Source organism: Labrys sp. HAY1-8F (assembly GCF_056754975.1).
Window position 1 is genome coordinate 3275357 of sequence record NZ_JBPGWZ010000002.1, and the last position, 20680, is coordinate 3296036.

Genomic DNA, 20680 nt, shown 5'->3' on the forward strand with positions numbered 1-20680 from the left:
TCTAGGCCATGGCGGTATCCACCTGCCGGACTTGCCTGATCGTGCGCGCCCAGCGGTGCAATTGGCCGATCAGGACATTCATGGCCTGACTCGTCCCGGAGCCGGGCACAAGGCGGCCATCGGCATCGGTCGCCCGCCAGGCATTGGCCAGGCTCACGCTATCGCGTAGGGCGATCGCATGCAGCTCGGCGAAGACCAGCCTCAATTGCTCGACCGCCCGTAGCCCCCCGGAAATGCCGCCATAGGAGACGAAGGCGACCGGCTTTTCCGCCCATTCGCGACTGGCCGCATCGATGATCAGCTTGGTGGCTGCCGTATAGCCATGATTATATTCCGGCGTTACCAGGATGAAGCAATCGGCGTCGGCCAGCCGGCGGCGCAACGCCTGTCTCGTTGGGCAATCCTCTTGATGCAGCAGTGCCGCAAGGTCGATCTGCTGGGGATCGACGAGGTCGATGTCGAACATCCATGATTGGGCGAGCCGCAGCTGCACCCATTGGCCCATGATATCGCAGAAGCGGCCGCGACGGCTGCTGCCATAGATCAGGCCGAGGCGGAGCGCGGCCCGGCTCATGTCGGCCTCCCATGGTCTTCCAGCTCAATGCGCAGAAAGCCGGAACACTTTGGGGTTTCCGATAGCTCAATGTGTCGATCGGTCGCTCGAATTGTCATCGAACTCAGCCTCCATGCAAAGGATGAGTCCTTATACAAGTTCAAGTGAACTTGAGATCAAGGGATAAATGTGCTTTGATGGCGGTATGGATCCGACCCTGACCATCAATCAGATTTCACGCCGATCGGGCGTCGCGGCGTCGGCTCTGCGCTATTACGAAGAGCGCGGCCTGATCCGGTCCGAACGCGCCGGTTCCGGGCATCGGCGCTTTGCGCGTTCGACGCTGCGGCGCATCGCTTTCATCGTCTTCGCCCAGCGTCTGGGCATGTCATTGGAGGAGATCGGGGAGGAGCTCGCCCGGCTGCCCACCGATCACGTGCCGGGGGGAGAGGATTGGGCACAATTATCCCAGCCCTGGACCGAGCGGATCGATGCCAGGATTGCCGAATTGCAGCGGCTGAAGAGCGGTCTTACGCGCTGCATCAGCTGCGGCTGCCTGTCGCTGGAATTCTGCCAGCTCGCCAATCCGGACGACCGCGCCGGCCGCCTTGGCCCCGGGCCTCGATATTGGGTGACGACGCGCAACAATTGAGGTCGCCGATCAGCGGGCATCGCCAGGGTACATCCCGCCGATACCCGCCTGATCACCAAGCAGCTTGGCTTTAGCCATTGTCCGGAAATGACGGCTGCGCCGCCTTTATCATGCCAGGGCTCGACCCGGGCATCCAGCGGCCCCATCTTCGAGGCCAGGAAGCGAGCTGGATTGCCGGGTCAAGTCCGGCAATGACAAAAGTCGAGCCAAATCGATCCGTTTGTTGACGGACGAATCCTTACTCCATGCCGAGGGCCTGGAGGTAGAGCTCCAGGATGGCATCTTCCTCGGCGCGCTCGGCCGCTGGCTTTTTGCGCAGCGACACGATCTTGCGCAGGATGGCGGCGTCGAAGCCGTTGGCCTTGGCCTCGCCATAGACTTCCTTGATGTCGTCGGCGATCGCCTTCTTGTCCTCTTCGAGGCGCTCGATGCGCTCGATGATCGACTTGAGCTGGTCGGCGGCGACCGAGGTTGCGTCCGTCATTGCTTACTCCTGAGACAAATTTGGGGGCGGATGTGGCTGATAAAGCCGAGTCGGGTCAAGTCCCAGAGCGTCTTGCGATTTGGCGGAACTGCCGGGAATCGCAAAGGCGCTTCGAAAACAGCCTCTAGGGTTTCCGATAAAGGTTAGGGATTTGCTCACCTGTGTTGCGGAAGGCGTATCTGTTTCGGCATTCGCCTTCATCGATGCGAGGACTGGGCCTGGGTCCCGGTGCGCGATCCCCAATGTTCGATGCGCCGGACGGCGGGATCGATGATCAGGGGCGACAGGGCGCGGGCGATACGGTCGGCCCAATCCTGCGCTCCTTCCTGGGTGCCGATCAGGTCCTGGCGCAATTCGATCAAGGCATGGGGCAGGCCGCGCAGCGTGGCGTGCTGATAAAGCGTATCGCCTTCCAGGGCGCCATCATAGGGCTCGTTGTCGCCCACGACCAGGGCCGTGTCGCGCTTGAAGGCCTCGATCATCGGCCGGATGATGCGCGGATCCTTGTCCCAGAGCAGGGTGACGTGCCAGGGACGCGGCACGCCGCGCCAGACCGGCGTGAAGGAATGCACCGAAAACAGCACCGGTACGATGCCGCTGGCGAGCTTCTCGTTCACGAGTTCGCCGATCGCCCGATGATAGGGGCGGTGGAAGCGTTCGATCCGCTGGGCGATCTCGGCGTGGTCGGCACGGGCATTGCCAGGTATCAGCGCGCCATCGGACAGGCGCATCACCAAAGTGGGATCATCCGCGCCACGATTGGGGTCGATCAGCAGGCGCGAGAAGCGTGTGAGCAAGGCAGGAGCCCGAAGTCGCGCTGACAAGGCGAGCGTAACAGCCCGCGCCCCGATGTCGTAGCCGATATGGCGCTCGAGCTGGGCCGGCGGCAGCCCCAACGTGCCATATTCGGCGGGCAGGGCGTTGGAGGCGTGGTCGCACAGCAGGATGAGACCGGAGTCGGGCTGGCCATCCAGCCTTTCGATAGGTGAGAAATCGGACTGCAAGGGGGATACTGACATTGTGGTATCGAAGCGGGCAGCATAAAGACGAGCGGAGGCCGGCGCCACAGCCAATGCGACGTCCCGCTTCGGACTTTCGCAATGCAGGCGCACGAAAGCGTTTTACAGAAAAGTCGATGGACTTTTCTATTAAAAATAGCGTCAAAACAAAGAGTTAGAAAAACCACCATTCGAAGAAACCGCGCTTTGTTCGAATGACCTGCCAGGAACCATTTCCGATGAGCTCTGCAGCCCAATCCGCGGCACCGGCGCCAAGCGCCTTCTGGCCTGCTTTCGCCGCGCTGATCGCCGGTGCCATGGCGATGGGCATCTCGCCGATCCTGGTGCGGCTGACGGATGTCGGACCCTTCGCCAGCGCCTTCTACCGGGTGCTGCTGGCGCTGCCGGTGCTCTATGCCTGGATGCGCCTGGAAGAAAGCAAGGCTGATACGCCCGACGCCGGCCCGGCCTTCTCCTTGCCGGTGATCGCCACCGGCGTGTTTTTTGCCGGCGACCTCTTCTTCTGGCACCTCGCCATTACCAATACCACGGTAGCCAATGCCACTTTCTTCGCCACCATGGCGCCCCTGTGGGTGGTGATCCTGGGATGGCTGGTCTACCGGCGCAAGTCAAGCCGCGCCGCCCTGATCGGCCTCGGCCTGTGCCTGCTGGGCGGGCTAGCGCTGGTCGCCCAGTCTCTCGGCTTTGCTCCGGGCCATCTCGTCGGCGACGGCTTTGCCGGGGTGACGGGAATCTTCTTCGGCGCCTATTTCCTGGCGGTGGAGAAAGCAAGGCTGCGCCACCGCGCCGCGCGGCTCACCTTCTACATGTCGGTGGTGACGGTGGCGATCCTGGCCGTGGCAGCGCTATGGGCGACCCAGAGTCTGGGCCAGCGCTTCCTGCCGGCCGGAGCGACGGGCTGGCTCGTGCTGATCGCCCTGGCCTGGGTCAGCCATGCCGGCGGACAGGGCCTGCTGTCGGTCGCGCTCGGCTCGCTGCCGGTGGTGTTCTCCTCGCTGGTGATCTTCCTGGAGGCGGTGGCCGCCGCAGCGCTTGGCTGGGTGATCCTGGACGAACCGGTCTCGCTTCTGCAGGGGCTCGGCGGCCTGGTCATCATCACCGGCATCTGGGTCTCGCGTCCGCGGCCGGCCTGAGACAAGGGTGAAAGGTTGAGGATATCGGTAAAGACAATCGGGGTTTACACCCTCCAGAGCAAAGCGCGTTCGGACCTGAACGCGCTTTGCTCTGGTGCCTTGTTTCGACGCGCCTTTGTGATTCCTGGCGATTTTGTTAAATCGCAAAACGCTTTGCTGCCTTCCTTGCGCCCGAACGAAACGGTATCAAGAAGGCCCTCAAGGTCGAATCGTTCCGGATGATCTCTTCCTCTCTTCGCCTCCCGCTCGCCGCGACCGTGATCTGCGTGGCGCCGCTGCTCGCCGCCAGCCCGGCCAAGGCCGATTTTCGCCTGTGCAACAACACCTCGAGCCGGGTGGGCGTCGCCGTCGGCTATCGCGACAAGCAGGGCTGGCTCACCGAGGGCTGGTGGAATGTCGCGGCGCGCAGCTGCGAGTCCATCCTGAAGGGCCCGCTGGCGGCACGATTCTACTATGTCTATGCGGTCGACTACGACCAGGGCGGGGAATGGAGCGGCAACGCCTTCATGTGCTCGCGTGACAAGGAATTCACCATTCGCGGTTTCGAGAACTGCCTGGCGCGCGGCTATAACCGCACCGGCTATTTCGAGATCGACACCAGCGAGCAGAAAGCCTGGACGGTCCAGCTTTCCGAGCAGGCCCAGAATGGGGCAAAGCCCAAGTCGAACGCCCCGTCCGACACGCCCCCAGCCCAGGGGCCTTCGGCGCCCAATGCGCCAGCACCCGCGGTTCCGCCAGCCTCCGGTGCGGCGCCCACGCCAGCCAATCCGCCGGTCGTGACCACGCCGCCGGTGGTCTCGCCTGCGACGCCATCGCCATTGACGCCGCAAGATGCACCCGTTCCCGCAGCACCGGCGCCCGCTGCGCCGGCCCAGCCCTCCGGCGAAGGCACGCAGCCGCCGAACCAGCCCGCCCCAAGCCCGCCCGCTCCGGACAAACCCGAGCCGGATAAGCCGCCGCAGGATACGGTCGCCCCGCAGTCCGGGACGGAGGCACCTCCCCTTGCGGAAGGCACGCCAACCACGCCCGCTCCGCCTTTGCCCCCTGAACGACCGGCCTCGGCACCCTCCGCGAATTAGCGGGCCAGCGTGGCATATATGTCACTTAACTGGTGCGAAAATCGGACTAGAGTGCCATCTCATCCTTGCGGATGCGCTGTGCCAGCGCGCCAAGATCCGCGCAAAATACCAAGATAAGAAAGAAACGGTCGTATGCGACGCCAGCGAAAAGTAAAAATTCTCGCCACCTTGGGACCTGCCTCTTCGTCGCGGGAGATGATCGCCCATTTGTTCCGCGCCGGTGCGGATTTGTTCCGCATCAATATGAGCCACACCTCGCATGACCGCATGCGCGAAATGGTCGGCCTGATCCGCGATGTCGAGAAGGAATGCGGCCGGCCGATCGGCATCCTGCTCGATCTCCAGGGCCCCAAGCTGCGGATCGGCGAGTTTGTCGGCGGTGCGGTGAAACTGGCCAATGGGGCCAGCTTTACCCTCGATTCCGATCCGACGCCGGGCGATGCCAGCCGGGTCTATTTGCCTCATCCGGAAATCCTGTCGGCCCTGCGGCCCGGCCATACGCTACTGCTCGATGATGGCAAGGTGCGGCTGAAGACCACTGAGGCGACCGGCGATCGCGCTGTCACCGAGGTCATCGTCGGCGGCAAGATGTCGAACCGCAAGGGCGTTTCGCTCCCCGATACCGAGATCGCCGTCTCGGCGATGACGCCGAAGGATCATGCCGACCTGGAGGCCGGACTCGGTGCGGGCGTCGACATCGTCGCTCTCTCCTTCGTGCAGCGTCCCGAGGATGTTCTGGAAGCGCGCGAGATCATCCAAGGCCGTGCGCTGGTGATGTCGAAGATCGAAAAGCCGCAGGCGATCCTGCGTCTCGACGAGATTTTCGCTGCTTCCGACTCTCTGATGGTGGCGCGCGGCGACCTCGGTGTCGAACTGCCGCTCGAAAGGGTGCCCGGCCTGCAAAAGCGGATCGTGCGCGGCGCGCGCAAGCTCGGCAAGCCGGTCGTGGTGGCGACCCAGATGCTGGAATCGATGATCACCTCGCCGGTGCCGACGCGCGCCGAAGTCTCGGACGTCGCCACGGCGGTCTATGAAGGGGCGGATGCGGTCATGCTCTCGGCCGAGAGTGCCGCCGGCGAATTCCCGCGCGAGGCGGTGGCGACGATGAACCGCATCGCCGAGGAAGTGGAGCGCGACGCCCTGCACCGCACCATCATCAACGCCCAGCGCAGTGAGCCCGAGCAGACCGGTGCCGACGCCATTGCGGCGGCCGCGCGCACCATCTCTGAAACGCTCGACCTCGCCGCCCTGATCGCCTGGACGGCCTCGGGCTCGACCGGCATCCGCATCGCCCGCGAACGCGCGGAGAAGCCCTTGCTGGCGCTCACGCCCAATGTCGGCACGGCGCGCCGGCTCGCCTTGGTCTGGGGCGTGCATGCCGTGCTCACCGACGACGCCCGCGACATCAGCGACATGGTCGATCGTGCTTGCCGCCATGCCTCGCAAGACGGCTTCGCGCAGACCGGCCAGCGCGTGCTGATCATGGCGGGCATTCCCTTCGGCACGCCGGGCGCGACCAACATGGTGCGCATCGCCGTGATCGGCGCCGACGGTGGCGAGGCGGTCTGACGGTTCCTGTTACGACAATGCCGTAGACATATTAGCCGGCAATATGGTTGCCGGCTAATATTTTGCGTTTATGGCGTGAACCCTGGAATTCGGGGTGAAAGCTCGCAAAAGAGGGCGGACACCCGGCGAGTCAAGTTTGCGGGCGCCCATACTTGCGCAAAAACGCCACACCGAACCCACTTCAAAATAGTTGGCTAACTACTGTGCGGCCTGCCGCGCCGAGCCACGGTCGTCGGCAACCTGGGCGAGGCGGTTGATCTCCTCCAGCACCACCTGCCTGGCTGTGTAGTGGATCTGATGGCCGGCGCCGGGCACCAGGACCAGCCGAGACCCCTGCACCTGCCGGTGCAGCGTCTCGGCATGGATGCTTGTCGACACCACGTGATCAGCGGGATCGGCGACGATGGCGGTGGCGGCAGTGATCTCGTGATAGCGAGGAGACTGGCTCGTCAGACAGGCTTTGAGAGTGGCGACGTCCTGCCCGTTCCAGCGGAACTCGTCTGGCCGCAGCACCAGGGCCGCGCTGGCCTTGCGCACATAGTCGGCCGGCGCCTCGCCAGGCCGGAAGGAGTCCTCGACCGATTTCCTCAGGCTCCAGCTTCCGACCGGGGTCATCACGGTGTGCACGAAGAGCCGCCCCAGCACGGGCAGGGCGGCGAGGCGGTAGTACCAGGCGATGCCGCCCGGCCAGGGATGGGTGGCCCCGGCCAGCACCACCAGACCGGCGACCCGATCCCTGTGTTCGACGGCCAGCAGCGTGGCGAGCGACCCGGCCAGGGAATGGCCGACGACGATGAAACGGTCGATGCCGTGGCCATCCAGGGCTGCCATGACCAGCTTGGCTTGCGCCGCGGTGGTAGCGTCGCCGCGCCCGTTCGGCCGGCCGCTCCAGCCATGCCCCGGCCGGTCCACGGCGATCACGCGGCGCTGGCGCGCCAGATCCTCGCCGATGCCATAGACGATGTCGCGGGCATTGGAGGTGGCGCCATGCAACAGCAGCACAGGCAGCTTTTCGCCGCCGTGACCGGCACCGAGATCGATCAGGTGCAGCCGTCCGCCAGGTACGGGCACGAAGATGCCTTCGGGCGGATTTTCTTCGGCGATGCGGGCGGCGATGACATTGGTGGCCTGGATGGCTCCGAGCCCATGCGCAAGAAGGAGAATGCCGATGAAGAGCAGAAAGAGGGTCAATCGCGGCCTTTGGCGTGCTGGAGCCGGTGGAAAAATATGCTTCTAGCCGTTTTGCAACCGGCTCGAAAGTCCCCGCGCGCTGCGGCCTTTCCTGGGGCCGCAGGCAGGAGCGGGTGGGAGGGTCGATCTTCCAATCGACCGTCCTAGTCCTCTATCTCGCTCGGCTTTCCAAAGTGGTCGATCCCGCTCCATCAAATGATGGAGCTGAGGAGATCGACCCTCCCATCTGCGATTCCCCAATCTTAGATATCGCGCCCTTCGACCTCGGGCTTGAGCTCGTCCATCATCTTGCGGGCGCCGGCCATATGAGGATTGATCGCCAGAGCGTGTTTGAGCGCCTCATAGGCGTTCTTCTTGTCGCCCATGTCGACCAGCATCATGGCCAGGCCGTTCCAGGCGCCATATTCGCGCGGATTACGCCGCAGCGTCTCGGCGACGTCGGCGATCGAGCGCACATAGTCCTTTTTCAGGTAATAGGCGGTGGCGCGCCGGTTCCATGCCTCGGCGTAACCGGGCCTGAGATGGATGACGGCATTCAGGATCTTGATGGCCTTGTCGGTATTCGAAGCTTTGATCGCCGTCAGCGCCCGGTCCATCAAGAGGTCGGTGGTGTCGCTGCCCGAGCGTAGCTCCACACGTTCGATGGCGACCGCGATATTGTCGGCTTCCTTCTCCGACTCGGCCTTGGCAAGGCGCTCATACAGGCGGTCGAGTTCGGGATCGCCGGCCGGCCGGGTCTCGGCCAGGGCGGCGACGGGTACGGCAAGCATGCCGATCAGGGCCAGAATCGCGATCCTCATGCTTGGATAGTGGCGCGAGATTGTGGCGGATTCAAAGACAAAAACCCGACCGCATCGCTGCGGCCGGGTTCAAACGCGGCAGACCCGATAATTCGGCGCCAAATCAGCCCTGGCGGGCCTTGTAGCGCTTCTGGGTCTTGTTGATGATGTAGACGCGGCCCTTGCGGCGGACCAGCTGATTGTCGCGATGGCGCGTACGCAGCGACTTGAGCGAATTGCGGATCTTCATGGTACTCGTGCCTCTATTGGAGCACGCGAGAAGACGCAGGAGCTCCCAAATTCGAAAGATGCGGGGTTCTAGCGACGAGGGGCGGGGATGTCAACATGGTTGCGAGCCATGTTGCCGCTTCGTCGCACCAGAACTGTGCCGGCAGGCCTATGCCATTGCGGCTCTATTGTCTATGACTTGGCCGCGATGAGGAGATCCGCATGGCCGACTACAAGCTTTACGCCTTCGGTGAATCAGGCAATTGCTACAAGGTGGCGCTGATGCTGGCCCTGACCGGCACGCCGTGGGAGCGCCTCCCGGTCGATTTCTTCAATGGCGAGACGCGGACCGACAATTTTCGCACGGTCAACGATATGGGCGAAGCGCCGGTGCTGCTGCATGACGGCAAGGTGCTGAGCCAGTCCGGCGTGATTCTCGATTATCTCGCCGAGCAGACCGGCCGGTTCGGAGCCGACACTGCCGATGAACGGCGCGAGATCCTGCGCTGGATCCTGTTCGACAATCACAAGTTCACCAGCTATTACGCCACCCTTCGCTTCATCGTAGGCCTGCAGAGGAGCGGCGAGAGCCCGGTCACCGAATTCCTGCGCGGGCGGGCCAAGAGTGCCTTTGCCATCGTCGACAAGCATCTGGCCGGCCGGGATTTCCTGGTTGCAGATCGTCTGACCATCGCCGACCTGTCCCTGGCCGGCTATGTCTTCTTCGAAGAGGAGACGGGCCTGCCATTCCAGGCTTATTCCAACATCCTGGCCTGGCGGGCCCGCATCGCGGCCATGCCGGGATGGAAGCCGCCTTATGAGATGGTGCCACACGCCCCGCCGGCGCGCACCTGATCGAAACTGACGATACGGGACATTTCCTTGCACGCACCCGCCCCGATTTCCCTGCTCGATCGCTACCTTGCCCTCGTCGCCGCCGGCGGGCTCGAACGCGACGCGGCCCAGGAGGCCGTCCTCGCCCGCCTGCAGATCGTTCTGGACGAGCTGGGCGAGATGTCGGCGGCGCGCAAGCCTGGTGCCCTCGGCTGGCTGTTCGGGCGGGCCAAGCCCAGGCCGGGTCCGAAGGGCCTCTATATCTGGGGCGAGGTCGGGCGCGGCAAGACCATGCTGATGGACCTGTTCCACGAAGCCGTACCAGCTGGCGTCAGCCATCGCCGCGTGCATTTCAATGCCTTCATGAACGATGTGCATGAGCGCATCTTCCACTATCGCAACGAGATCCGGGCCGGGCGGGTCAAGGGCGATGATCCGATCGGCCCGGTTGCCGAGGTGCTGGCCAGGGAAGCCAGGCTCCTGTGCTTCGACGAATTCTCCGTCACCGACATCGCCGACGCCATGATCCTCGGGCGCCTCTTTACCCAGTTGTTCGCGCATGGGGTGGTGGTGGTTGCCACCTCCAACGTGGTGCCCGACCGGCTCTATGAGGATGGCCTGAACCGCGCCCTGTTCCTGCCCTTCATCGCGCTGCTCCAGCAGCATATGGAGGTGGTGAAGCTGGAGGCGCGTACGGATTATCGTCTCGAGAAGCTCTCCGGCGGGGAGACCTATCTCGTCGGTGGCGGGCCGGACGTTCGCGCCGGGATGGATGCAGCCTTCGAGCGCCTCACCGGGCGGAAAGAGGGCCTGCCGCTGGTGTTGACGGTCAAGGGCCGGGCCTTGAAAGTGCCGCAGGCCGCCATGGGCGTCGCCCGTTTTTCCTTTGCCGAACTCTGCGGCCAGCCTTTGGGCTCGGCCGACTATCTGGCCCTTGCCGAACATTTCCACACGCTGCTGGTCGACGACATCCCGGTGCTCAGGCAGGAGCAGCGCAACGAGGCCAAGCGCTTCATTTTGTTGATCGACTGCCTCTATGATCGCGGTGCCAAGCTCGTGGCTTCCGCGGCGGCGGAGCCGACCGGGCTCTATCCCTATCAGGAGGGGCGCGAGGCCTTCGAATTCCAACGCACGATCTCGCGCCTGATCGAGATGCGTTCGGAGGTCTATCTGGCCCAGCCGCATCGGGCGCCGCCCAAGACCTCACTGGTGGACGGCTGAGCCGGCAAGCAGAGTTTCCCGGCGAGGCCTCGCCGGGAGCTTTGCCGGGAAACTCTGCAAATGTTTGATATCTTGCAGCTTCCTCTTGTTCGTGCCATGGGCGCGATCAAGAGGAAGCTGCATCGGAGGTAGGCATGGGCGGCAAGAGCGAACCGACCGGCGCGCGCCTTTTGGACATCGCCACCGATCATGTCCGCAAGCACGGGCTTGAGCGGACCTCGGTGGTGTCGGTCGCGCGCGAGGCTCAGGTCAGCCATGCCGCCGTCTATCGCTATTTCGCCTCCAAGGACGCGCTGATCGATGCCGTTACCGCCGATTGGCACAAGGCGGTGGAGACCCAGCTCGCCGTGGTCGCCGACGCCCCCGACCCGGCCGACGACAAGTTGGAGCGCATGATGCTGTTGCTGGCGCGGCTTTATCGCGAGCGCCTCGACCAGGAGCCCAATCTCTATGCAGCCTGGCTGTCGGCGATCGGCGAGAACCGCGCGGTGGTGCGCAAGCATCGCCGCCGCATCCGCAGCCTGATCGAGCGTGTCGTCGACGAAGGGCGTTCCATCGAACTCTTTCGCGCCCGCTCGAACGAGAGGTTGATCGCCTTTCTTGGTGACGCCCTGCACCGCTTCATCGATCCGGCGGCGATCGCAGCTGATCGCGACGCCAATCGGCTCGAGCTCGACCAGCGTCTTGCCCGGTTGCTGCGCGTGGTGATCCGCGCCATGGTGGCCGGCAGCGTATAGGGTCCTGGAGGCCCACAGGCGCTAGCTTTGCGAGTCGAAACGCGGGCAGCATGGAGGGGCGATCTGGAGATCGACCATTTTCGCCTGCCATTGCACATGACGTTTCCCAGATGGTCGATCTCGCTTCCTCCCTTGATGGAGCTGGGGGGATCGACCCTCCGTATTCGCACCTGTTTGCTCGACCTAGGCACCTATAGGCTAGAAGTCTGCCCTCCCCAGCTCCCTCTTTCCGACCTATTAATCATTCAATGGCATTGATCTTGCTTCCCCTTTCACGCCCGATGCAGTGGGCGCAGGACGCGAAGCATGTATGATAGTGCCGTGCCGGTTTCCGGCACTTGTGTCGATCAGCCGACCCTCGATCCCCAGGTTCTTCTCGCGCCCCAGACCCTTCTCGGCGCCCTTGGCCAGGCCAGTTACGAATGGTGCCTGGAGACCGACCGCCTCGCCTGGGGAGCCGGAGCGTCCGCCGTGCTGGGCGTGCGTGCCGCCGCCGACATTGCCGACGGCAAGGCTTTTGCCCTCCTGATCGATCTCGACCGGCCCGGCGGCCGGCACGAAGCCATCCTCCAGAGCCCGCATGGGGGAACGGGAGAGGGCGCGCCCTACTGCCTGCGCTACAGCTATCGTCCGCATGCGGCCGGCCGGAAACGCTGGATCGAGGATCGTGGGCGCTGGTTCGCCGGGCCGGACGGGCGCCCCGTGGTCGCGCGCGGCCTGGTGCGTGTCGTGGCTGAATGCCCGGAAGACGAGGCGGCGGCATCAGCCCAGGCGGTGATCGGCATTCACGACCGCTTTTTCGCCACCGCCCTGGCCAACGCCTGTGCCGAGGGCCGGCAGGCCGGGTTGTTCCTGGCGACCGTCGACCGGCTCGGTGCCATTCACGGTGCCTTCGGCGCGGTGGTGGCGGATCGCGTCTGCGCCCAGGTGATGCGCGGCTTGCGCAGCGTGCTGCGCATCGGCGACAGCCTTACCAGCATTGCGGACGGCAAATTCGCTTTGATGTTGCCCGGTTGCCAGGCCGGGGACGTGCGGGCGGCGGCCGAACGCTTCCAGCAGGTGGTCGAGCGCGTGACCGTCGAGGCGGAAGAGGGCGCGATCCAGCCGACGGTGTCGATCGGGGCCGTCCATATCGCGCCCGCGACGGAGACCGCCGGCACGGCCTTGCACGCGGCCCAGCAGGCCCTCGACCGCTGCGAGCGCGAGACACCGGGCGGTATCGCGATCTTCGCGGAAGGCGACCATCAGGTCGCTTCGGCGAATGCGGCGCAACGCTTGGCGCTGGCACTCAACGAAGACCGCATCTTCCTCGGTTTCGAGCCGGTGCTGGCGGCCCAGCCGGCAGGACGGCAGTCATTCCGGGCCCGCGCCTTCATCCGGCTGCCTGGCAATGCCGAGGCGGCGGCGTTCACCACATTGCAACCGGCGTCTTTGCAACCGGCTTGGTTGACCCCGGCCTGCGACCGTGCGCTCGCTCGCCGACTCGCCTTGCGGCTGGTGGACCTTGCCGGCGTGGTGCTCGACCGCCATCCCGGCGTCGAATTGATCCTGCCCCTGCCGGTCGTCGTCGATCCGCGCCGGGGACCGGGCGACAGCTTCCAGCGTTTGACCATCGAACTCGACGAGGCGCTGGCCAAGGCCGATCTCGACAATAATGGTCGCTATTGCCGGGCGATCCGCGCCTCCGGCGCGCGACTCGGCATTGGCGGCTTCGGCGGCGGCCATCTCGATTTCGCCGAACTCCAGGCTCTCGAAGTCGGCCAGGTGACGCTCAACGGCGTGCTGGTCGAAATGGCCGATCAGGTCGCGCAGGGCCGTTTCGCACTGCGCAGCCTGATCGAGGCCGGCGCGCGGCATGGCTTCGACATGGCGGCCGAATGGGTGGATGACGAGGTCATCGCACGCCAGCTCCTGAACTGGGGTTGTAGCCGCCTGATGGGGACGGTGGCGGGCACGCTCCGGCTGGAATTGCCGCGCCTGCGCGATGCTGGCCGCCAAGCGCCAATGGCGCTGACCGGAACCTGAGGCACGGCCTTCCTTCTCTCATAAGGAGAGAAGGGAAGTATTGCCCTACTTCTTCTCGTCGCTGATGCGGTCGAGGCGCGACTTCATCTCCGCCAGTTCCTTCTTCAGCGTGTCGAGATCGTCGCTGCTCTTGGAGGTCGCGGTCGCGGCCGGCTCCTTCGCGTCTTCGCCGCCGGCCTGCTGCGTGAAAGGCGAGAACAGGCGGAAGGCGCGCTGGAAGGCCACCATATTGTTGCGGGCCTGTTCCTCGAGCGCGCCGAAACCGCCATTGACCCAGGGCGCCTGGCCCCAGCCGCTGGTAAGATGCTGCGTCATCTGCTCGCGCAGCTTCTGCTGGTCGCGCGTGAGATTGTCGATGGAGAATTCGAGGAAGCTCGGCACCAGCGCCTGCATGCTGTCGCCATAGAAGCGGATCAACTGGCGCAGGAAGGTGATCGGCAGCAGGTTCTGGCCCTTGTTCTCCTGCTCGAAGATGATCTGGGTGAGGACCTGGCGGGTGATGTCCTCATTGGTCTTGGCGTCGTGGACCACGAAATCCTCGCCGGCCTTGACCATGGTGCCGAGATCTTCGAGCGTGACATAGGTCGAGGTACCCGTGTTGTAGAGGCGCCGATTGGCGTATTTCTTGATCGTGGTCGGCTCTTTAGCTTTCGCCATCCTACTGCCCCTTACGCTCGTCCCTGCCTTGCACAATTCACATGCTTGCCCCATCTGTGGGGGAAGCGTGCGAACTCTGCAAATGTTTCCGATCCTGCAGATTGAGTTTGGTCGGTTCCGAGACCCGATCAAACTCAATCTGCCTGGACAAATCCCCCCGGGCAGGCCCGTGACGGCGATGCCGGAGAGTTTGCCTCGAAATCGATCACGCAGAATTTCCGAACCGGCCCGCCTGGGCAAGCCTGGAAATTCCGAACCACCCCGGTATTCCCGTGACGGCCTCCGGCCCGGGGGCGGTATCCCGTTCCGGAACCCCTCTCCTGGAGGGATGATCACCCCCACGGTCTGACAAATCTAGGCTCTTTTCGCGGTCGCGAAAACATCTTTGTGCAAGCGCGGTAAACTCACCTGGCGCATTGACGGCGGCGCGCCAAGCGTCCCATATGCCCAGGCAAATTACGATTGAGCGGATCACAGATCCGCTCAACCTTAATTTGCAGGCGCAATCTCCAGGACTTGGGAGATTTGCAGAATTTACCTGCTTCATCCCAGCGGGGATGAAGCAGGTAAATTCTGCTTCGGAAAGAGTTGGTCCATCGGGCCGCTGCAAAACGGAACATTAGAGGAGTGAAATTGCCATGAGTGATGTCGTCATCGTCAGCGCCGCACGCACACCGGTCGGCTCCTTCAACGGCGCCTTCGCGGCAACACCGGCTCACACGCTCGGTGCGGCGGCCGTCAAGGAAGCGTTGGCCCGTGCCAAGGTAGAGGCCGGCGAGGTCGACGAAGTCATCCTCGGCCAGGTGCTGAGCGCGGGCGGCGGCCAGAATCCGGCTCGACAGGCGGCGATGGCGGCTGGCGTGCCCCAGGAGAAGACCGCTTTCGGCCTCAACCAACTCTGCGGCTCGGGTCTGCGCGCGGTCGGCCTCGGCCTGCAGCAGATCGCCAATGGCGATGCCTCGGTCATCGTGGCTGGCGGCCAGGAATCGATGTCGCTGGCGCCGCATGTCGCGCATCTGCGCGCCGGCGCCAAGATGGGTGACGTGAAGTTCCTGGATTCCATGCTCAAGGACGGCCTGCTCGACGCTTTCCAGGGCTATCATATGGGCACGACCGCCGAGAATATCGCGGCACGCTGGCAACTCACCCGCGAGGAACAGGACGCTTTCGCCGTCGCCTCCCAGAACAAGGCCGAGGCCGCCCAGAACGCGGGGCGCTTCAAGGATGAGATCGTCGCGATCACGATTCCCGGCCGCAAGGGCGACGTCATCGTGGATACCGACGAATATCCCCGCCACGGTGCCACGCTCGACGGCATGGCCAAGCTGCGCCCGGCCTTCAGCAAGGATGGCACGGTGACTGCCGGCAACGCCTCCGGCCTCAATGACGGCGCGGCCGCCGTGGTGCTGATGAGCGCCAAGGATGCCGAGCGTCGCGGCCTCACCCCGCTCGCCCGCATCGCTTCCTGGGCTACCGCTGGCGTCGATCCCGCCATCATGGGCACCGGGCCGATCCCAGCCTCGCGCAAGGCGCTCGAAAAGGCGGGCTGGAGCGTCAAGGATCTCGACCTGGTCGAGGCCAACGAAGCCTTTGCGGCGCAGGCCCTGGCCGTCAACAAGGACATGGGCTGGGATCCCGCCATCGTGAACGTCAATGGCGGCGCCATCGCCATCGGCCATCCGATCGGTGCCTCCGGCGCCCGCGTGCTGGTCACGCTGCTGCATGAGCTTGCTCGCCGTGGCGGCAAGAAGGGCATCGCCACGCTGTGCATCGGCGGCGGCATGGGCATCGCCCTGACCGTCGAGCGCTGATCGGTTCACGGCGATGCCGAAGCGTTTTGCGATCTGGAGAATTCATCGGATCGCCGAGACGCTGGAAACAAGGGCTTTCTCCGTTGGAGGAACGGGGGATGCCCTCGACCTCGGCCCCTTCCCGTGCAGGGGAGGGGAGGTACGCGTCGGGCAGGTCCTTAGGGGCGAAGGCCGGTTCGTGACTCCCTAAAATCGCAAAACGCCTTAGTCCAATGAAGAACACCATCGTTACCAAGGAGGCACCATGACCAGAGTTGCAATCGTCACCGGCGGAACGCGTGGCATCGGCGCGGCCATCTCCAGGGCGCTCAAGGCAGCCGGCCACACGGTTGCCGCCAGTTATGCCGGCAATGACGAGGCAGCGGCCAAGTTCAAGGCCGAAACCGGCATTGCAACCTACAAGTGGGACGTCGGTGATTTCGATGCCTGTGCTGCCGGCGTGGCACAGGTGGAGAAGGATCTCGGTCCGGTCGACATCCTGGTCAACAATGCCGGCATTACCCGCGACGGCTTCTTTCACAAGATGAGCAAGGACCAGTGGTCCGCCGTCATCCGCACCAATCTCGACAGCCTGTTCAACATGACCCGCCCGGTCATCGAAGGCATGCGCAATCGCGGTTTTGGCCGGGTGGTCGTGATCTCCTCGATCAACGGCCAGAAGGGGCAGGCGGGGCAGGTCAATTATTCCGCAGCCAAGGCCGGCGACATCGGCTTCGTCAAGGCACTGGCCCTGGAAGGCGCGGCCAAGGGCATCACCGCCAATGTGATCGCGCCCGGCTATATCGGCACCGAGATGGTGCAGGCGATCGATCCCAAAGTGCTGGAAACGCGCATTCTGCCGCTGATTCCGACAGGTCGGCTGGGTCAGCCTGACGAAATCGCCCGCGCCGTGGTGTTCCTGGCCTCCGACGATGCCGGCTATATCACCGGTTCGACGCTCAGCATCAATGGCGGGCAGTACCTGGCCTGAGGCAGGGCAGCGCAACTCTCCAGTGGGATGTGAGACGATCGATGGAACGCGGCGACCCGTTTCGCGTTCCATCATCGCAGCCGTCAGAAGCTGCTTGCCGATAATCTTGCGGCATCCTTTCCCGGGCTAAAGCGTTTTGCGATTTGACGGAATTGCCAAGAATCGCAAAGACGCTCTAGCCAATTCATTGGATTGGCTTGGAACCAAGGAGTTAGAGCAAACAAGCGTTTCCATCTAAACGCGCTTTGCTCTAGGAGAGGAAAGTTCCTATGAGCAATCCATGACCATCGATTTCCATCACCGCCTCGCCTCCGTCGCCAGTGAGATCGAAGATGTGCTGGTGGCGATCTTCGACGTCGCCACCACGCCGCCGGTGCCGGCACGGCTGCTGGGCGCGATGCGCTATGCGGTTCTGGGCGGTGGCAAGCGGCTGCGCCCCTTCCTGGTGGTCGAAACGGCTCGCCTCCTGAAGGGCGATCAGACTACCGCTCTGCGTGCGGGTGCGGCGATCGAGCTTGTGCATGTCTATAGCCTCGCTCATGACGATCTGCCGGCGATGGATGACGACGCGTTGCGGCGTGGCAAGCCGACGCTGCATCTTGCCTATGACGAGGCCACCGCCATCCTGGCCGGGGATGCGCTGCAGACCCTGGCTTTCGAAACCCTTGCTGATGCCGCGACCGGCACCGATGCGGGCATGCGGGCCGAACTGGTGCGCCTGCTGGCCAAGGCCGCCGGCGGTGCGGGCATGGCCGGTGGCCAGATGCTGGACCTCGAGGCGGAAGGGCGTTTCGAAGGAACAACCGAGCTCTCGGCGCAGGCCATCGCCCAGCTCCAGGCGATGAAAACGGGCGCGATCCTGTCGTGCGCGGTGGAGATGGGTGCGGTCATCGGGCGTGCCGATGCGCCGGTTTATCAGACCCTACTGTCCTATGGACGCGCTCTGGGCGCCGCCTTCCAGATCGCCGACGACATTCTCGACATCGAGGCCTCGAGCGCGGAGCTTGGCAAGGCCACCGGCAAGGATGCTGACCGCGGCAAGGCGACATTGGTCAGCCTGTGGGGCGTGGACAAGGCACGGGCCGAGCTCGAGCGTCTTACCGGCGATGCCCTCGGCGCCCTTGCCGGTTTTGGTGCCGAGGCGGATATCCTGCGCGCCGCCGCCCGCTTCACGGCGGACAGGCGCAAGTGAGATTCCAAGTGGGGCTCCACGCGAGACGGCGAGCGAGACCACTGAGGTGAGGCATTTCCTGCGTCCGCTGACCGCCAGGCCGGTCCTGCTCTGGAGCCTCGTCGCTGGCATGGCTCTTGGTCTCGTCATACCGGGCCTGCCCTGGCTCGAACGCCTGTTGGCAGGGTGGTGCCTGGCCACCGCGATTTTCGTCGTCATCGTCAGCTACAAGCTGTCGCGCCTGCCACCGGATCGCTTCAGCCACCGGGCTGATTCCCTTGACGAAGGTGCCGTGATCATTCTGATCCTGTCGATGCTGGCCGCCGCCACCAGCTTTGCCGGGGTGATCTTCGAGCTTCAGGCAACCAAGAACCAGGCTGACAGCGATAGCCTGTCATTGCCGCTGATGGTGGCGACCATCGTCTGTTCCTGGTTCTTCATCCATACCATCTTCGCCATCCATTACGCTCATATCTATTACAATGACGGCGGCCGGCCGGGTAAACCGAGCCTGGATTTCGGCGGTGACCCCGAACCGCCGGATTATTGGGATTTCGTCTATTTTTCCGTAGCGATCGGGGCTTCCTCGGCGACGTCGGACACCAATCTGCGTTCGCGGCCGATGCGCCGCATCGTCGCCGCCCATGCGGTGTTCTCGTTCTTCTTCAACGCCACCATCCTGGCCCTGGCGATCAATATCGCGGCCGGGTTGCTGGGTGGGAACTGACGGCGGCGTCGCAGCCTTTCCAGGAAAAGCGTGCCTCCATTAGCGTTGCGGACTGCTGCAGGGACCGACAACGCGTTCGACCGATAGGAGTGGTGCGGCAACGGCACCACTGCGCGTAAAGCGACCGAACACGACAAGGCATCGTCCGGCCTTCCAGGCCCGGCCGACCGCGTGCCGCATTACCTCATGGTTTCCATCTGCCGCGGCGATGGGGGGCGGCGCGACGCCGGCGTAGATCGCCGGCTTGCCCTCCCCGCCTTCGAGCTGAATGGTCCTGGTCCCTGCAGGACAAGGAGCGGGCTTGGAACAGTAATCCGGGTCGCCGGATGCCGTCCGGCAGGGGATGGGCCTGGACCAGCAACTCAGGGGGCCGGCCTTGCCGCCAACCTTGAGCATGGCCGTCGGTCCATCGGAGTCCTCAGCCATGGCAATCGCGGCAGCCGGCATCGCCACCAGCATTGCCGTGGCGATAGCGAGCCTGACGATCGGAACCATTCGGCTTTGCATGCGCGCGGTCAGGCGATGGCGGTCGCCACGTTGCGTTCCACCCGCATGCCCTTGCGCTCCTCGGACGGCGTGCGGTCGAAATGCTCGGAATAGCATTTGGAGAAGTGCGAGGCGGAGACGAAGCCGCAGGCCAGGCCCACCGAAAGGATCGGCATCGAGGTCTGGCGCAGAAGTTGGCGGGCGCGGTTGAGGCGCATTTCGAGATAGTAGCGGGTCGGCGTGGTATCGAGATAGCGCTGGAACAGCCGTTCGAGCTGGCGTGGCGACAGGCGCACGGTCCGGGCGAGTTGGGCGCAGGACACCGGACGTTCCAGGCGCTTGTCCATCTCGCCGATCACGGCGAGGAGCTTGGGATGGGAGACGCCCAAACGCGCGCGCAGTTCCATGCGCTGGCGCTCGTGGGAATCGCGCATGCGATGATGGATGAGCTCGTCGGTGACGAGGGCGCTGATGACAGCACCTTTCTTGGCGGTGATCAGCGCCAGCATCATGTCGATCGAGGCGGTGCCGCCCGCGCAGGTGAAGCGATTGCGGTCAATCTCGAACAGTTCCTGCGTGGCATCGATCTCAGGAAACTCCTCGCGGAAGCTGTCGTAGTTTTCCCAATGGATGGCGCAGCGATGGCCGTCGAGCAGACCGGCCTTGGCAAGGATATAGGTGCCCGTGCACACGGCGCCGATCGAGACGCCGTAGAAGGCGAGCTTGCGTAGCTTGGCGATCAGCGAGCCGTGATCGTATTTCTGCACGTCCATGCCGGAGCACACGATGATCTCCGGCATCGGCCCGACATCGGCATAGGAACCGTCGACCGCCAATGCCACCCCGTTCGACGCCTCGATCGGCTGGCCGTCAGGCGAATAGAGCCGCCAGGCGAAGGCCTTGGCGCCGGTGACGTAATTCGTCAGGCGCAGGACCTCCACAGCCGCCGCGAAAGCGATCATCGAGAAGTTGGGGGTGAGCAGAAGGCCGACGGTATGCGTGGCGCCGATATCCGGCCGGATATTCATACGCGATTCTCCCTGGGACCTCCGCCGGGGGGCCGGCGGTACTAAGCGTGACGGAGGCGGGAAAGCGCACCAGACGGAGCGCTCGCCCTCATGATGGCATCGGGCATCTACGCGCCCATTGTGGTCAAAAGCGTCGGTTGCGGGGCGGTTTGTACCGCGTTCTTCGAAACGACGAACCGAGACGATATTGCGACATTTTTTGAAGAATTCTGATGTGGGGCCGACCATATGTCGCGTTTAATGTCGCAAATTGACAAGTATGAGATATTCGGATGCGACCCAATGGTCAAATACTATCCCAAATGCGTCCTTTACGGGGCATGGAA

Annotated in this window: 20 protein-coding genes and 1 pseudogene; 12 read left to right on the forward strand and 9 right to left on the reverse strand. The window is 64.0% G+C overall.

Annotated elements, in window-relative coordinates; all coding sequences use genetic code 11:
* Nucleotide 1: 1 nt before the first annotated feature.
* Nucleotides 2-574 carry an NADPH-dependent FMN reductase gene (locus ACR9ZN_RS24185; protein ID WP_481273375.1) on the reverse strand — a complete coding sequence of 191 codons (573 nt, stop codon included), beginning with the start codon at nucleotides 572-574 and terminating at the stop codon, nucleotides 2-4.
* A gap of 184 nt (nucleotides 575-758) precedes the next feature.
* Between ACR9ZN_RS24185 and soxR the strand changes: the two genes are divergently transcribed.
* Nucleotides 759-1205 carry a redox-sensitive transcriptional activator SoxR gene (gene soxR / locus ACR9ZN_RS24190; RefSeq protein WP_434958973.1) on the forward strand — a complete coding sequence of 149 codons (447 nt, stop codon included), beginning with the start codon at nucleotides 759-761 and terminating at the stop codon, nucleotides 1203-1205.
* 238 nt (nucleotides 1206-1443) lie between these two features.
* Here soxR and ACR9ZN_RS24195 read toward each other — a convergent pair whose 3' ends face one another.
* The gene (locus ACR9ZN_RS24195; RefSeq protein WP_149252861.1) at nucleotides 1444-1689 is read right to left on the reverse strand and encodes a DUF2312 domain-containing protein; all 246 of its coding nucleotides are present in this window, start codon (nucleotides 1687-1689) and stop codon (nucleotides 1444-1446) included.
* A 197-nt stretch (nucleotides 1690-1886) separates the two neighbouring features.
* Nucleotides 1887-2708, reverse strand: coding sequence for an N-formylglutamate amidohydrolase (locus ACR9ZN_RS24200; RefSeq protein WP_481273378.1), 822 nt, complete (start codon nucleotides 2706-2708; stop codon nucleotides 1887-1889).
* A gap of 218 nt (nucleotides 2709-2926) precedes the next feature.
* Between ACR9ZN_RS24200 and ACR9ZN_RS24205 the strand changes: the two genes are divergently transcribed.
* The 3 genes and pseudogenes from ACR9ZN_RS24205 (at nucleotide 2927) to pyk (ending at nucleotide 6489) form a co-directional block, all read left to right on the forward strand.
* Nucleotides 2927-3841: a DMT family transporter gene (locus tag ACR9ZN_RS24205; protein ID WP_481273380.1), complete on the forward strand. Its 915-nt coding sequence runs from the start codon at nucleotides 2927-2929 to the stop codon at nucleotides 3839-3841.
* Nucleotides 3842-4059: 218 nt separating this feature from the next.
* Nucleotides 4060-4614 (forward strand): annotated as a pseudogene (locus ACR9ZN_RS24210) (DUF1036 domain-containing protein); the annotation flags it as partial.
* A gap of 438 nt (nucleotides 4615-5052) precedes the next feature.
* A complete protein-coding gene (gene pyk, locus ACR9ZN_RS24215) occupies nucleotides 5053-6489 on the forward strand; it encodes a pyruvate kinase (RefSeq protein WP_434958976.1) in 1437 nt (478 codons plus the stop codon).
* A gap of 198 nt (nucleotides 6490-6687) precedes the next feature.
* On the opposite strand, the gene ACR9ZN_RS24220 is transcribed toward pyk, so the two are convergent.
* The 3 genes from ACR9ZN_RS24220 to ykgO form a co-directional block, all read right to left on the reverse strand.
* The gene (locus tag ACR9ZN_RS24220) at nucleotides 6688-7680 is read right to left on the reverse strand and encodes an alpha/beta fold hydrolase (RefSeq protein ID WP_481273382.1); all 993 of its coding nucleotides are present in this window, start codon (nucleotides 7678-7680) and stop codon (nucleotides 6688-6690) included.
* Nucleotides 7681-7922: 242 nt separating this feature from the next.
* Entirely contained in the window at nucleotides 7923-8480 is a 558-nt protein-coding gene (locus tag ACR9ZN_RS24225; protein WP_434958978.1) for a tetratricopeptide repeat protein, read from the reverse strand.
* A gap of 103 nt (nucleotides 8481-8583) precedes the next feature.
* Entirely contained in the window at nucleotides 8584-8709 is a 126-nt protein-coding gene (ykgO, locus tag ACR9ZN_RS24230) for a type B 50S ribosomal protein L36 (protein WP_068283257.1), read from the reverse strand.
* 200 nt (nucleotides 8710-8909) lie between these two features.
* On the opposite strand from ykgO, the gene ACR9ZN_RS24235 reads away from it, so the two are divergent.
* The 4 genes from ACR9ZN_RS24235 to ACR9ZN_RS24250 all read left to right on the forward strand — a co-directional run bounded on the left by ACR9ZN_RS24235 (nucleotide 8910) and on the right by ACR9ZN_RS24250 (nucleotide 13504).
* Nucleotides 8910-9542, forward strand: coding sequence for a glutathione S-transferase family protein (locus tag ACR9ZN_RS24235; protein WP_481273384.1), 633 nt, complete (start codon nucleotides 8910-8912; stop codon nucleotides 9540-9542).
* A 21-nt stretch (nucleotides 9543-9563) separates the two neighbouring features.
* On the forward strand, nucleotides 9564-10742 hold the full coding sequence (zapE, locus tag ACR9ZN_RS24240; RefSeq protein ID WP_454816627.1) for a cell division protein ZapE: 1179 nt from the start codon (nucleotides 9564-9566) through the stop codon (nucleotides 10740-10742).
* A 134-nt stretch (nucleotides 10743-10876) separates the two neighbouring features.
* On the forward strand, nucleotides 10877-11479 hold the full coding sequence (locus tag ACR9ZN_RS24245; protein ID WP_322432528.1) for a TetR/AcrR family transcriptional regulator: 603 nt from the start codon (nucleotides 10877-10879) through the stop codon (nucleotides 11477-11479).
* 306 nt (nucleotides 11480-11785) lie between these two features.
* Nucleotides 11786-13504, forward strand: coding sequence for a bifunctional diguanylate cyclase/phosphodiesterase (locus ACR9ZN_RS24250; protein WP_454811664.1), 1719 nt, complete (start codon nucleotides 11786-11788; stop codon nucleotides 13502-13504).
* A gap of 45 nt (nucleotides 13505-13549) precedes the next feature.
* Here ACR9ZN_RS24250 and phaR read toward each other — a convergent pair whose 3' ends face one another.
* Nucleotides 13550-14161 carry a polyhydroxyalkanoate synthesis repressor PhaR gene (gene phaR / locus ACR9ZN_RS24255; protein WP_434958981.1) on the reverse strand — a complete coding sequence of 204 codons (612 nt, stop codon included), beginning with the start codon at nucleotides 14159-14161 and terminating at the stop codon, nucleotides 13550-13552.
* A 638-nt stretch (nucleotides 14162-14799) separates the two neighbouring features.
* Here phaR and ACR9ZN_RS24260 point away from each other — a divergent pair.
* The 4 genes from ACR9ZN_RS24260 (at nucleotide 14800) to ACR9ZN_RS24275 (ending at nucleotide 18840) form a co-directional block, all read left to right on the forward strand.
* On the forward strand, nucleotides 14800-15972 hold the full coding sequence (locus ACR9ZN_RS24260) for an acetyl-CoA C-acetyltransferase (protein ID WP_434958982.1): 1173 nt from the start codon (nucleotides 14800-14802) through the stop codon (nucleotides 15970-15972).
* 244 nt (nucleotides 15973-16216) lie between these two features.
* Nucleotides 16217-16942: an acetoacetyl-CoA reductase gene (gene phbB, locus ACR9ZN_RS24265; RefSeq protein WP_441772151.1), complete on the forward strand. Its 726-nt coding sequence runs from the start codon at nucleotides 16217-16219 to the stop codon at nucleotides 16940-16942.
* Between the two features lie 280 nt (nucleotides 16943-17222).
* Nucleotides 17223-18134 (forward strand): polyprenyl synthetase family protein, encoded by a 912-nt coding sequence (locus ACR9ZN_RS24270; protein WP_481273388.1) that lies wholly within the window; start codon nucleotides 17223-17225, stop codon nucleotides 18132-18134.
* Nucleotides 18135-18180: 46 nt separating this feature from the next.
* On the forward strand, nucleotides 18181-18840 hold the full coding sequence (locus tag ACR9ZN_RS24275; RefSeq protein ID WP_454811666.1) for a DUF1345 domain-containing protein: 660 nt from the start codon (nucleotides 18181-18183) through the stop codon (nucleotides 18838-18840).
* 39 nt (nucleotides 18841-18879) lie between these two features.
* On the opposite strand, the gene ACR9ZN_RS24280 is transcribed toward ACR9ZN_RS24275, so the two are convergent.
* Both ACR9ZN_RS24280 and ACR9ZN_RS24285 read right to left on the reverse strand, forming a co-directional pair.
* Nucleotides 18880-19335, reverse strand: coding sequence for a hypothetical protein (locus ACR9ZN_RS24280; RefSeq protein WP_481273390.1), 456 nt, complete (start codon nucleotides 19333-19335; stop codon nucleotides 18880-18882).
* 20 nt (nucleotides 19336-19355) lie between these two features.
* Complete coding sequence (locus ACR9ZN_RS24285) at nucleotides 19356-20354, reverse strand: GlxA family transcriptional regulator (RefSeq protein WP_434958987.1); 999 nt, start codon at nucleotides 20352-20354, stop codon at nucleotides 19356-19358.
* Nucleotides 20355-20680: the final 326 nt, after the last annotated feature.